9 protein-coding genes are annotated in these 13216 nt (G+C 60.7%); 7 read left to right on the top strand and 2 right to left on the bottom strand.

The features are described 5' to 3' along the window. Positions 1-7: 7 nt before the first annotated feature. The 5 genes from ACGJAX_RS23230 (at position 8) to ACGJAX_RS23210 (ending at position 7699) form a co-directional block, all read left to right on the top strand. On the top strand, positions 8-268 hold the full coding sequence (locus ACGJAX_RS23230; RefSeq protein WP_020799300.1) for a YeaC family protein: 261 nt from the start codon (positions 8-10) through the stop codon (positions 266-268). After that, on the top strand, positions 265-1095 hold the full coding sequence (locus tag ACGJAX_RS23225) for a DUF2797 domain-containing protein (RefSeq protein ID WP_390956318.1): 831 nt from the start codon (positions 265-267) through the stop codon (positions 1093-1095). Before ACGJAX_RS23230 ends, ACGJAX_RS23225 begins: the two co-directional genes overlap by 4 nt. Positions 1096-1105: 10 nt before the next feature. Beyond that, complete coding sequence (gene pepN / locus ACGJAX_RS23220; RefSeq protein WP_390956317.1) at positions 1106-3763, top strand: aminopeptidase N; 2658 nt, start codon at positions 1106-1108, stop codon at positions 3761-3763. A 470-nt stretch (positions 3764-4233) separates the two neighbouring features. Then, positions 4234-5286 carry a YCF48-related protein gene (locus ACGJAX_RS23215; protein ID WP_390956315.1) on the top strand — a complete coding sequence of 351 codons (1053 nt, stop codon included), beginning with the start codon at positions 4234-4236 and terminating at the stop codon, positions 5284-5286. A 28-nt stretch (positions 5287-5314) separates the two neighbouring features. Beyond that, positions 5315-7699 carry an RND family transporter gene (locus ACGJAX_RS23210; RefSeq protein ID WP_090320880.1) on the top strand — a complete coding sequence of 795 codons (2385 nt, stop codon included), beginning with the start codon at positions 5315-5317 and terminating at the stop codon, positions 7697-7699. 167 nt (positions 7700-7866) lie between these two features. Here the strand turns inward: ACGJAX_RS23210 and ACGJAX_RS23205 are convergent, their stop codons facing one another. Continuing rightward, positions 7867-8595, bottom strand: coding sequence for a FadR/GntR family transcriptional regulator (locus ACGJAX_RS23205; protein ID WP_090320883.1), 729 nt, complete (start codon positions 8593-8595; stop codon positions 7867-7869). 208 nt (positions 8596-8803) lie between these two features. Next, positions 8804-10540 carry a dihydroxy-acid dehydratase gene (locus ACGJAX_RS23200; RefSeq protein ID WP_390956314.1) on the bottom strand — a complete coding sequence of 579 codons (1737 nt, stop codon included), beginning with the start codon at positions 10538-10540 and terminating at the stop codon, positions 8804-8806. A gap of 193 nt (positions 10541-10733) precedes the next feature. Here ACGJAX_RS23200 and ACGJAX_RS23195 point away from each other — a divergent pair, with 193 nt between their 5' ends. Both ACGJAX_RS23195 and araD1 read left to right on the top strand, forming a co-directional pair. Then, positions 10734-12056 carry an MFS transporter gene (locus ACGJAX_RS23195; protein ID WP_090320887.1) on the top strand — a complete coding sequence of 441 codons (1323 nt, stop codon included), beginning with the start codon at positions 10734-10736 and terminating at the stop codon, positions 12054-12056. 159 nt (positions 12057-12215) lie between these two features. Next, the gene (gene araD1 / locus ACGJAX_RS23190; protein WP_390956313.1) at positions 12216-13208 is read left to right on the top strand and encodes an AraD1 family protein; all 993 of its coding nucleotides are present in this window, start codon (positions 12216-12218) and stop codon (positions 13206-13208) included. Positions 13209-13216: the final 8 nt, after the last annotated feature.

Below are 13216 nucleotides of genomic sequence, written 5' to 3'. Positions count from 1 at the left end.
AGACCCAATGTCCTCTTTTAACGAAATGATCAAAAACATCACCCCGGACATCTACCAGAGCCTGAAACTGGCGGTGGAAATCGGTAAATGGTCCGACGGCGGCAAGCTCACCGCCGAGCAGCGCGAGCTGTCGCTGCAAGCGATGATCGCCTGGGAAATCAAAAACCTGCCTGAAGAAGAGCGTACCGGCTACATGGGGCCGCAGGAATGCAGCTCCAAATCGATTCAAGTGCCCAATATTCTGTTCAAGTCGGATGCCATCCATTGATCGAGATTGGCCGCGGTGCAATCAGTAAAATGTCGGCGCGCCTGGACGGGCCGAACGTGCAATACGCCTTTCGCCTGGGCGACGCCGAGGTACCGGTCAACCCCTTGATCGGCACCACGGTTCGCCTGGAATACCTGGGAGCGATCCACTGCACCCATTGCGGACGCAAGACCAAAACCAGTTTCAGCCAGGGCTACTGCTACCCCTGCATGAGCAAACTGGCCCAGTGCGACGTGTGCATCATGAGCCCGGAGCGCTGCCATTACGACGCCGGCACTTGCCGCGAGCCGGAGTGGGGCGAGCAGTTCTGCATGACCGATCACATCGTGTACCTGTCGAGCTCGTCCGGGGTGAAAGTCGGAATCACCCGCGCCACCCAGTTGCCGACCCGCTGGATCGACCAGGGCGCCAGCCAGGCCTTGCCGATCATGCGTGTGTCGACCCGCCAGCAATCGGGCTTTGTCGAGGACCTGTTCCGCAGTCAGGTCGCGGACAAGACCAATTGGCGCGCCTTGCTCAAGGGGGATGCGGCGCCCGTGGACCTGGCGCAGGTTCGCGATCAGTTGTTCGAGAGTTGCGCCGAAGGCCTGCAAGGGTTGCAGCAGCGTTTCGGCCTCCAGGCGATTCAGACCGTCGCCGATGTCGAACCACTCGAAATCCGCTACCCGGTCGAGCAATACCCGGCCAAGATCGTCAGCTTCAACCTGGACAAGCAGCCGATTGCCGAAGGCACGCTGATGGGGGTCAAGGGCCAGTACCTGATCTTCGACACCGGCGTGATCAACATTCGTAAATACACGGCTTATCAGCTGGCCGTGCATCAGTAAGGACTCCAGCATGCGCACCGAACAACCGAAGATGATCTACCTCAAGGACTATCAGGCACCCGAGTACCTGATCGACGAAACGCACCTGACCTTCGAGTTGTTCGAGGACCACAGCCTGGTCCATGCGCAACTGGTGATGCGCCGCAATCCCGAGCGCGGTCCGGGCCTGCCGCCGCTGGTGCTGGACGGCCAGCAACTGGAACTGCTGTCGGTGACGCTGGCTGATCGCGAGCTCGGCATCGCCGATTACCAGTTGACCGAGAATCACCTGACCCTGCACCCGACCAGCACCACCTTCACGGTCGACACCAGTGTCAGGATCCACCCGGAAACCAACACCGCGCTGGAAGGCCTGTACAAATCCGGCACGATGTTCTGCACCCAGTGCGAGGCCGAAGGCTTCCGCAAGATCACCTATTACCTCGACCGTCCGGACGTGATGAGCACGTTCACCACCACCGTGGTCGCCGAGCAGCACAGCTATCCGGTGCTGCTGTCCAACGGCAACCCGATTGCCTCGGGGCCTGGCGAAGATGGCCGGCACTGGGCGACCTGGGAGGACCCGTTCAAGAAGCCGGCGTACCTGTTCGCGCTGGTGGCCGGTGATCTGTGGTGTGTCGAGGACAGCTTCACCACCATGACCGGGCGTTCCGTGGCGCTGCGCATCTATGTCGAGCCGGAAAACATCGACAAGTGCCAGCACGCCATGAACAGCCTGAAGAAGTCCATGCGCTGGGACGAAGAGGTCTACGGTCGCGAATACGACCTGGACATCTTCATGATCGTTGCCGTGAACGACTTCAACATGGGTGCGATGGAGAACAAGGGCCTCAACATCTTCAACTCCAGCGCCGTGCTGGCAAGGGCCGAAACCGCCACCGACGCCGCGCACCAGCGGGTCGAGGCGATCGTTGCCCACGAATACTTCCACAACTGGTCGGGCAACCGCGTGACCTGCCGCGACTGGTTCCAGTTGTCGCTCAAGGAAGGCTTCACGGTTTTCCGCGATTCGCATTTCTCCGCCGACATGAACTCGGCCACGGTCAAGCGCATCCAGGACGTGGCGTACCTGCGCACTCACCAATTCGCCGAAGACGCCGGCCCTATGGCCCACGCGGTGCGTCCGGACAGCTTCATCGAGATTTCCAACTTCTACACCCTGACCGTCTACGAAAAGGGTTCGGAAGTGGTCGGCATGATCCACACCTTGCTCGGCGCCGAAGGTTTCCGTAAAGGCAGCGACCTGTACTTCGAACGCCACGACGGCCAGGCCGTGACCTGCGACGACTTCATCAAGGCCATGGAAGACGCCAATGGCGTTGACCTGACCCAGTTCAAGCGCTGGTACAGCCAGGCAGGCACGCCACGCCTGGCGGTGAGCGAGTCCTACGACGCGGCGGCCAGGACCTACAGCCTGACCTTCCGCCAGAGCTGCCCGGAAACGCCGGACAAGGTTCAGAAACTGCCGTTCGTGATCCCGGTCGAGCTGGGCCTGCTGGACAGCCAGGGCAACGAAATCGCCTTGCGCCTTCACGGCGAAGCTTGCGCCCAGGGCACTACCCGGGTGCTTTCCGTGACCGAAGCCGAGCAGACCTTCACCTTCGTCGACATCGCCGAACAACCGCTGCCGTCGCTGCTGCGAGGCTTCTCGGCGCCGGTAAAACTGAGCTTCCCGTACAACCGCGACCAACTGATGTTCCTGATGCAGCACGACAGCGACGGGTTCAATCGTTGGGATGCCGGCCAGCAACTGTCGGTGCAAGTGCTGCAGGAACTGATTGCCCAGCAGCAGAAGGGTGAAGCGCTGGTGCTCGATCAGCGTCTGGTTTCGGCCTTGCGCACCGTGCTGTCCGACGAGTCGCTGGATCAAGCGATGGTTGCGGAAATGCTCTCGCTGCCAAGCGAAGCCTATCTGACCGAAATCAGCGAAGTGGCTGACGTCGAGGCCATTCACATCGCCCGCGAGTTTGCCCGCAAGCAACTGGCCGAAGCGTTGTTCGACGGCCTGTGGACGCGCTATCAGGCCAACCGCGATCTGTCGAAGCAGACCCCGTACGTGGCCGAGGCCGAGCATTTTGCCCGCCGAGCGCTGCAGAACATTGCGCTGTCGTACCTGATGCTCAGCGGCAAGCCTGAAGTCCTTGCGGTGACACTGGAGCAGTTCGACACCTGCGACAACATGACCGAGCGCTTGACCGCACTCGCGGTGTTGGTCAATTCGCCGTTCGAAGAGCAGAAGGCCAAGGCGTTGAGCAGTTTCGCCGAGCACTTCAAGGACAACCCGCTGGTCATGGACCAGTGGTTCAGTGTCCAGGCGGGCAGCGTGTTGCCAGGTGGCCTGGAGCGGGTCAAGGCGTTGGTGCAGCATCCGGCGTTCAACATCAAGAACCCGAACAAGGTGCGGGCACTGGTAGGCGCATTCGCCGGGCAGAACCTGATCAACTTCCATGCGGCCGACGGTTCCGGGTATCGCTTCCTGGCAGACCTGGTGATCGAATTGAACGGCTTCAACCCGCAGATCGCTTCCCGCCAACTGGCACCGCTGACCCGCTGGCGCAAGTACGACAGCGCCCGCCAGGCCTTGATGAAAGGCGAGCTGGAGCGCATTCGTGCTTCCGGCCAGCTGTCCAGCGATGTGTTTGAAGTGGTCAGCAAAAGCCTGGCTTGATGCCTTTTGTGCGCAGTGCCAGTCACTGCGCGGTGCCTAAACCTCGAGCAAGCTCGCTTCTACAGGGTTCTGTCTGATCCTGGCAGGAGCCAGCCTGCTGGCGATGGTCGTCAACGATAACGCGTGTGATCTGGATAAACGCGGCGCACTTGAGTCCATCGCGAGCCGGCTCGATCCTACAGGCCATGGCGATACATCCCCCTGAGTCAGCTCGCGATGATGTCGGCCCAGACACCATCATCCTGCCTGATACCCCCTCATTCACCCGCGCCCGTTGTCCCTTCAGTTAACAAAACATAACGTGCCGTCGATTGTCAGCCCTTCAAAAACACCGATAGGATAAGCCAGCTTCCGAAGGGGCTCTGGATTGCGGGTTTCAGGACTATGCTCCGAAACAGTCAATCACGGCGAGCACCCTGTCGGCGCCCTGAAAGGTTGAACGACCTAACAATAATAATGGGGGAAGGTCTATGAGTGAGCCTGTCATGGGTGTGGGTATCTGCCGCCCGCCGGCAATACGCAAATTCGCGTTGCTGGCCACAGCGCTCTCGCTGTTCGGCTGTGCCATGGTGTCGGCACCAGTGCTGGCCGCTGACGCGCCGGCATCCGACGTTGTTTATTCCGTTGAATCGGCCAAGGCCAGCAAAAGCCTGATACTCGATGTCGTGCACGCAGGCTCGCGCCTGGTGGCGGTCGGGGATCGCGGTCACATTCTCTATTCCGACGACAAAGGCGCGACCTGGGTTCAGGCCAAGGTGCCCACCCGGCAACTGCTGACGTCGGTGTTCTTTGTCGATGACAAGCACGGCTGGGCCGTCGGTCATGACGCGCAGATCCTCGCCAGCGAGGACGGTGGCGTCACCTGGATCAAGCAATTCGAAGATCTGAAACGCGAATCGCCGCTGCTCGATGTCTGGTTCAAGGACGTCAACAGCGGCTTTGCCGTGGGCGCCTACGGGTCGTTGATGGAAACCACCGACGGCGGCAAGCACTGGGAAGATGCCAGCGATCGCCTGGACAACGAAGACCAGTACCACCTCAACGCCATCGCAGCGGTCAAGGATGCCGGGCTGTTCATCGTTGGCGAGCAGGGCAGCATGTTCCGCTCCGCCGATTGGGGCCAGACCTGGGAAAAACTCCAAGGTCCTTACCAGGGGTCGCTGTTCGGTGTGATCGGCACCGCACAGGCCAATACGCTGCTGGCTTACGGGCTGCGCGGCAATCTCTATCGCTCCACCGATTTCGGCAGCACCTGGCAGCAAATCGAACTCAAGGCCGAACGCGGTGACCTGGAATTCGGTCTGTCCGGTGGCACGCTGCTGGAAGACGGTTCGATCGTGATCGTCGGCAACGGCGGTTCGGTGATCAGCAGCAGCGACAACGGCGAGACTTTCAGCGTATTCAATCGTCGGGATCGCATTTCCCTCTCGTCGGTCACTGCCGCCGGGAATGGCAATCTGATTCTGACCGGACAGGGCGGCGTTCACGCCACTTCGCCAAACGGCGCCGAGCTGGGCAAATGAGCCGGGTTAATAATAAGAAGGCGGGGCTATGACTTCCTTGAGCACTCATCATCAAGACAAGGCGACGTTTCTTGAGCGCCTGATTTTCAACAACCGCCCGGCAGTGATCACGATCTGCCTGCTGGTCAGCATCTTCCTGTTCTGGCAGGCGACGCTGATCAGGCCATCGACCAGCTTCGAGAAAATGATCCCGCTCGAGCATCCGTTCATTCAAAAGATGATGGAGCACCGCAACGATCTGGCGAACCTGGGCAACACCGTGCGGATTTCCGTGGAAGCCACCGATGGCGACATCTTCTCCAAGGAATACATGGAGACCCTGCGTCAGATCAACGACGAGGTGTTCTACATTTCCGGCGTCGACCGTTCCGGCCTCAAGTCGCTGTGGAGCCCGAGCGTACGCTGGACCGAAGTGACCGAGGAGGGCTTCGCCGGTGGTGAGGTGATCCCGCAGAGTTACAACGGTTCGCAAGCCAGCCTTGATCTGCTGCGCAACAACGTGCTCAAGTCCGGACAGGTCGGGCGCCTGGTGTCCAATGACTTCAAGTCGAGCATCGTCGACATCCCGCTGCTGGAGGCCTACCCGGACCCGCAGGACCAGGGCAAGTTGCTGGCGCTGGACTACCGCAAGTTTTCCCACGAACTCGAAGACAAGATCCGTAACAAGTTCGAAGCGCAGAACCCCCACATCAAGATTCACATCGTCGGCTTCGCCAAGAAAGTGGGCGACCTGATCGATGGCCTGGTGATGGTGGTGATGTTCTTCGGCATCGCCTTCGTCATTACCCTGATCCTGTTGTACTGGTTCACCAACTGCATGCGCAGTACGGTGGCCGTGTTGAGTACGACGCTGGTGGCGGTGGTCTGGCAGCTCGGGTTGATGCACTTCTTCGGCTTCGGGCTCGATCCCTACTCGATGCTGGTACCGTTCCTGATCTTCGCCATCGGTATTTCCCATGGCGTACAGAAGATCAACGGCATTGCCCTGCAATCCAGTGATGCGGACAACGCCCTGACCGCTGCGCGCCGCACCTTCCGCCAACTGTTCCTGCCGGGGATGATCGCGATTCTCGCCGATGCGGTGGGCTTCATCACGTTGCTGATCATCGACATCGGCGTGATCCGTGAGCTGGCCATCGGCGCGTCCATCGGCGTGGCGGTGATCGTGTTCACCAACCTGATCCTGTTGCCGGTGGCGATTTCCTACGTCGGCATCAGCAAGCGCGCCGTCGAGCGCAGCAAGAAGGATGCTCACCGCGAACATCCGTTCTGGCGTCTGCTGGCCAATTTTGCCAGCGCCAAAGTCGCACCGGTCTCCATTCTGCTGGCGCTGATCGCCTTCGGTGGCGGCCTCTGGTACAGCCAGAACCTCAAGATCGGTGACCTTGACCAGGGCGCGCCGGAGCTGCGTCCGGACTCGCGTTACAACAAGGACAACAACTTCATCATCAACAATTACTCGACCAGCTCCGATGTATTGGTGGTGATGGTCAAGACCAAGGCTGAAGGTTGCTCGCGCTACGAAGCCATGGCGCCGATCGACGAACTGATGTGGAAGATGCAGAACACCGAGGGCGTGCAATCGGCGATCTCCCTGGTGACGGTGTCCAAGCAAATGATCAAGGGCATGAACGAGGGCAACCTGAAGTGGGAAACCCTGTCGCGCAACCCAGACGTGCTGAACAACTCCATTGCCCGGGCTGACGGTTTGTACAACAACAGCTGCTCGTTGGCGCCGGTGCTGGTGTTCCTCAACGATCACAAGGCCGAGACCCTGAATCGCGCCGTGCATGCGGTGCAGGAATTCGCCAAGGCCAACAACAAGGATGGCCTGGAATTCCTCCTCGCCGCCGGTAACGCCGGTATCGAGGCGGCCACCAACGAGGTGATCAAGGAATCCGAGCTGACCATCCTGATCCTGGTCTACATCTGCGTGGCGACCATGTGCATGATCACCTTCCGCTCCTGGGCGGCGACCTTGTGCATTGTGCTGCCGCTGGTGCTGACGTCGGTACTGGGCAACGCCCTGATGGCCTTCATGGGCATCGGCGTGAAAGTCGCGACCCTGCCGGTCGTGGCACTCGGGGTGGGGATTGGCGTGGACTACGGGATCTACATCTACAGCCGCCTGGAAAGCTTCCTGCGTGCGGGTCTGCCGCTGCAAGAGGCTTACTACCAGACGCTGAAGTCCACCGGTAAGGCCGTACTGTTCACCGGCCTGTGCCTGGCCATCGGCGTGTGCACTTGGATCTTCTCGGCCATCAAGTTCCAGGCCGACATGGGCCTGATGCTGACCTTCATGCTGCTCTGGAACATGTTCGGCGCACTGTGGCTGCTGCCAGCACTGGCACGCTTCCTGATCAAGCCGGAGAAACTGGCGGGGCAGAAGGGCAATTCGCTGTTTGCTCACTGATCCACGATGAAATGAAAAAGCCGCAACCCTGGTTGCGGCTTTTTTGTTTCTCAAATTCCACCTCAGATCCTGTGGGAGCCGGCTACCGGCGAAGCGGTTCAACCGTCGGCATGGATGCCGCTGATCCACCGCCATCGCTGCGATGCGGCGACCCGACAAGTCAGCGTCTACAGAAGGCTGTGGTCGTCAGTGCCCAGCACCACATTCAATGCGTTACGCGCATCGTCAAGTTGCACCAGGGTCGCATGTCGCGCACCCAACGCATCGCGATTCTCGATGGCGGTCAAAATCGCCTTGTGCCGTGGCAGCGCCAGTTCATGCAGGTTGGGCCGCTGGTTCGAGTGCTTCAACGCTTCGGCAATGGCCACCGAGAGCATGTTGCACAGGTTGGCCAGCAAGTCGTTGTGGGTCGCATCGGCGATGCGGCTGTGGAAGTCGAGGTCGGGTTGTAACAGCGCTTCCGGCGTTGGCGCGGCTTCCATGCGTTGATAGGCCTCAGCGATGGATGCGATGTCGGCCTCCGTGGCGAATTGCGCGGCCAGTGCGGCGGCGGCCGGTTCGATGATGCTGCGCACGCTGGTCAGCAGATCGAAGAACTGGTTCTGCGGACTGCTTTGCATCAGCCAATGCAGCACGTCCGGATCAAGCATGTGCCAGTCTTTGCGCGGTTTGACCACGGTACCGACCCGTGGACGGGAATACACCAGGCCTTTGGCGACCAATACCCGAGTGGCTTCGCGCAACACCGGCCGGCTGACGGCATATTCCTCGCACAACAGGGCTTCGGCGGGCAGTTTGTCATCGGGCTTGAAGCGTCCGGAGACGATCTGCATGCCCAGTTCCTGGACGATGCGCGAATGCATGCTTTTGCGGTCGGAAGGTTTGCGGTAGTCCATGGGGAACGGCGCGGTCCTGTGCGATGGAGATGCCGGGCATGATAACAGGCGCGGCGGGTGACGGTCGCTAGCGCCGGGTTTTGACTGGCGCAGAACGACTGTAGGAGCGAGCCTGCTCGCGATGGACTTGAAGGCGACGCGTGCTTTCAGTCAGGGCGCGTCATCGTTTATGTCCATCGCGAGCAGGCTCGCTCCTACAGGGGGGGGGTTAGTGGGAGTGACGTGGCACTTCAGCCCCACGGCAGCCGACCAGGAAATCGAAGTCGCAACCCTGATCCGCCTGCAAGACATGGTCGATGTACAGCTGGCGATAACCGCCCACCAACAATGGCTGCGGCGGTTGCAGGTCCGCCATGCGTGCGGCCAGTTCGGCGTCCGGGATGTCCAGGTGCAGGCGACCGCTGGCGCAATCGAGTTCGATCCAGTCACCTTCCTTCACCGCCGCCAAGGGGCCGCCCGCAGCCGCTTCCGGCGCTACGTGCAGGACAACGGTGCCATACGCCGTGCCGCTCATGCGTGCGTCGGATATGCGCACCATGTCGGTCACACCCTGGGCCAACAGCTTGGCTGGCAGGCCCATGTTGCCGACCTCGGCCATGCCCGGATAACCCTTGGGTCCGCAGTTTTTCATGACCAGTATCGAGTTGGCGTCGACGTCCAGCTCCGGGTCGTTGATCCGCGCCTTGTACATATCGAAGTTCTCGAACACCACCGCACGCCCGCGATGTTGCATCAATTCCGGTGTGGCAGCAGAAGGCTTGAGTACGGCACCGAGGGGCGCCAGGTTGCCGCGCAATACGCAGATGCCACCGTCGGCGCGAATCGGGTTGTCGAGGGTGCGGATCACTTCATCTTCGCCGTAGATCGGTGCGTCCCTGGTGTTCTCGCCGATGGACTTGCCGTTGACGGTCAAGGCGTTCGGGTTCGGGATCAGATTGGCCTCGCCGAGACGGCGCAACACCGCCGGCAAACCACCGGCGTAGTAGAACTCTTCCATCAGGAAGCGCCCGGAGGGCTGAAGGTCGACGATGGTCGGCATGCCGCGCCCGATGCGGGTCCAGTCGTCGAGATCCAGTTCCACGCCGATGCGGCCGGCAATGGCTTTGAGGTGGATCACGGCGTTGGTCGAACCGCCAATGGCGGCATTGACGCGAATGGCGTTTTCGAAGGCTTCCCGGGTCAGGATCTTCGACAGTTTCAGGTCTTCGCGGACCATTTCCACGGCGCGCATGCCGGACATGTGTGCCAGCACATAACGCCGCGCATCGACGGCTGGAATCGCCGCGTTGTGGGGCAGGGAAGTGCCCAGCGCTTCAGCCATGCAGGCCATGGTCGAGGCGGTGCCCATGGTGTTGCAGGTGCCGGCGGAGCGCGACATGCCGCCCTCGGCTGCAAGGAAATCATCGATCGTGATGGTGCCGGCCTTGACCTGTTCGCTGAGCTGCCAGACCACCGTGCCCGAGCCAATGTCCTTGCCCTTGTGTTTACCGTTGAGCATCGGTCCGCCGGTGACGACGATGGCCGGCACGTCGCAACTGGCCGCGCCCATCAACAGCGCCGGGGTGGTTTTATCGCAGCCGGTCAACAGCACCACGCCGTCAATCGGGTTGCCGCGAATGGCTTCTTCCACGTCCATGCTGGCCAGGTTGCGGGTGAGCATGGCGGTAGGGCGCAGGTTTGATTCGCCATTGGAGAACACCGGGAATTCCACGGGGAACCCACCGGCCTCGATCACGCCGCGTTTGACGTGCTCGGCAATCTGGCGGAAATGCGCGTTGCACGGCGTCAGTTCCGACCAGGTGTTGCAGATGCCGATGATCGGCTTGCCATGGAACTGGTGGTCGGCGATGCCCTGATTCTTCATCCAGCTGCGGTACATGAAGCCGTTCTTGTCGGCCGTGCCAAACCATTGGGCGGAGCGCAGGGTGGGTTTCTTATCAGACATGATCGATTCTCTTATTGTATGACTATATTGTTCAAGCTTGCGCCTAACATAAGCGTAAATTGACCTGTTTGGAAGTGTTGTTGGGTAATTAGTATTACTATAAAGTCGCTTTCAACGGAGGGATGGCCCTGACGGTTTTCCGTGAGAGGCGTCTCCCGAGGTTCTATAAAAACAACAATCGGAGACCGATCTCATGAGCCAGGAACTGCGGCTTGTTCGCCGCATCACGCTGAAACTGATTCCCTTCCTGATCCTGCTGTACCTGATCGCCTATGTGGATCGCTCCGCCGTGGGCTTCGCCAAATTGCACATGGGCGCCGACATCGGCCTGGGCGATGCGGCTTATGGCTTGGGCGCAGGGCTGTTCTTCATCGGTTACTTCCTGCTGGAAATCCCCAGCAACCTGATGCTCGACCGCTTCGGTGCGCGGCGTTGGTTCGCGCGGATCATGATCACCTGGGGCGCCATCACCATCGGCATGGCCTTCGTCCAGGGGCCGAACAGCTTCTATGTGATGCGTTTCCTGCTCGGTGCAGCCGAAGCCGGGTTCTTCCCGGGCGTTCTCTACTACATCACTCAGTGGTTCCCGGTGCGCCATCGCGGCAAGATCCTCGGGCTGTTCATCCTGTCCCAACCCATCGCGATGATGATCACCGGACCGGTGTCCGGCGGATTGCTGGGCATGGACGGCGTGCTCGGACTGCATGGCTGGCAATGGTTGTTCATCGTCATCGGCACCCCGGCGATCCTGCTGACCTGGCCGGTGCTGCGTTACCTGCCGGACGGCCCGCAACAGGTGAAATGGATGGACCAGTCCGAGAAAGACTGGCTGACCGGCGAGCTGAAAAAAGACCTGGAACAGTACGGCCAAACCCGCCACGGCAACCCCTTGCATGCTCTGAAGGACAAACGCGTGTTGCTGCTGGCGCTGTTCTACTTGCCGGTGACGCTGAGCATCTATGGCCTGGGCCTGTGGCTGCCGACGCTGATCAAGCAATTTGGTGGCAGCGATCTGGTGACCGGGTTCGTTTCATCGGTGCCGTACATTTTCGGAATCATCGGCTTGCTGATCATTCCGCGCAGTTCCGACCGTCTGAACGATCGCTACGGCCACCTCGCGGTGCTTTACGTATTGGGTGCCATCGGCTTGTTCTTCAGCGCCTGGCTGTCGGTGCCGGTGCTGCAGCTGGCAGCGCTTTGCCTGGTGGCATTCGCGCTGTTTTCCTGCACGGCGATCTTCTGGACCTTGCCCGGCCGCTTCTTCGCTGGCGCCAGCGCAGCGGCGGGGATTGCCCTGATCAACTCGGTGGGCAACCTCGGCGGCTACATCGGCCCGTTCGTGATCGGCGCGCTCAAGGAATACACCGGCAACCTGGCCTCGGGTTTGTACTTTCTGTCCGGTGTCATGCTGTTCGGACTGGTGTTGACCGGCGTGGTCTATCGCCTGCTGGAACGCAAGCACGTGCTGCCGGCCGATGAGTTTGCCGCCAGTGCCCGCGGTGCAACCCGCACCTGACCCATAACTGGAAATCACCACTATCCCTGTGGGAGCGGGCTTGCCCGCGATAGCAATCTATCTGGCACATGAATGTTGAATGTGCTGCCGTCATCGCGGGCAAGCCCGCTCCCACAGGGAGTCAGGTGTGCCCAAGTTCTGTGTTTACAGGAGAGACTCATGCGTTTGGTTCAATTCGAGTTGAGTAACGGCGAGCGCCGGGTTGGCGTCGTCGAGCAAGGGATGGTGCGCGAGGTGCAGGATGCGCGCACGGTTCGTGACCTGGCACTGGCGGCGATCGAGGCCGGGGTCAACCTCGAGCAGCAAGTGAAAAAACTGGGGCTGGGGATCAGCCATGACTACGCCGAACTGCTGGCGCAACTGCGCATCCTGCCGCCACTGGATCATCCCGACCCGGCGCACATGCTGATCAGCGGCACCGGACTGACGCACTTGGGCAGCGCTTCGGCCCGGGACAAAATGCATCAGCAGGCCGGTGACGAAACGGCGATGACCGACACCATGCGCATCTTCAAGTGGGGCGTGGAGGGCGGTAAGCCCGAAGCGGGTCAGGCCGGCGTGCAGCCTGAATGGTTTTACAAGGGCGATGGCAGCATTGTCGTGCGTCCGGGCCAGCCGTTCCCGTTGCCACCGTTTGCCGAAGACGCCGGTGAAGAGCCTGAAATCAGCGGCCTGTACGTCATCGGCCAGAATGGCAAACCCTATCGCCTTGGTTTTGCCGTGGGTAACGAGTTCTCCGATCACGTGATGGAGCGCAAGAACTACCTGTACCTGGCCCATTCAAAATTGCGCAGTTGCAGCTACGGGCCGGAACTGCGAGTCGGCGATCTGCCGCAGCACCTGGCCGGTACCAGCCGCATCCTGCGGGACGGTGAAGTGCTGTGGCAGAACGAGTTCCTCAGCGGCGAGGCGAACATGTGCCACAGCCTGGCCAACCTGGAATTTCACCATTTCAAGTACAGCCAGTTCCTGCGGCCGGGGGACGTGCACATTCATTTCTTCGGCACCGCGACCCTGTCGTTCGCCGAGGGTGTGCGCACCCGTCCCGGTGACGTGTTCGAAATCAGTCAGGCCGAGTTCGGCGCGCCGTTGATCAATGGCATTTCGCCGGTCGAAGCGGCGTTCGAACCCGGCTCCGTCGGCACCTTGTGAGGCGTTAC

The sequence above is a fragment of the Pseudomonas moorei genome (assembly GCF_042846945.1).
Classification (GTDB): Bacteria; Pseudomonadota; Gammaproteobacteria; order Pseudomonadales; family Pseudomonadaceae; genus Aquipseudomonas; species Aquipseudomonas moorei.
This window is presented reverse-complemented; position numbering and strand designations above follow the sequence as displayed.

Coding starts and splice junctions, on each gene's coding strand:
- ACGJAX_RS23230 (WP_020799300.1), top strand. CDS start 8: ATGTCCTCTTTTAACGAAATGATCAAAAACATCACCCCGGACATCTAC.
- pepN (WP_390956317.1), top strand. CDS start 1,106: ATGCGCACCGAACAACCGAAGATGATCTACCTCAAGGACTATCAGGCA.
- ACGJAX_RS23215 (WP_390956315.1), top strand. CDS start 4,234: ATGAGTGAGCCTGTCATGGGTGTGGGTATCTGCCGCCCGCCGGCAATA.
- ACGJAX_RS23210 (WP_090320880.1), top strand. CDS start 5,315: ATGACTTCCTTGAGCACTCATCATCAAGACAAGGCGACGTTTCTTGAG.
- ACGJAX_RS23205 (WP_090320883.1), bottom strand. CDS start 8,595: ATGGACTACCGCAAACCTTCCGACCGCAAAAGCATGCATTCGCGCATC.
- ACGJAX_RS23200 (WP_390956314.1), bottom strand. CDS start 10,540: ATGTCTGATAAGAAACCCACCCTGCGCTCCGCCCAATGGTTTGGCACG.
- ACGJAX_RS23195 (WP_090320887.1), top strand. CDS start 10,734: ATGAGCCAGGAACTGCGGCTTGTTCGCCGCATCACGCTGAAACTGATT.
- araD1 (WP_390956313.1), top strand. CDS start 12,216: ATGCGTTTGGTTCAATTCGAGTTGAGTAACGGCGAGCGCCGGGTTGGC.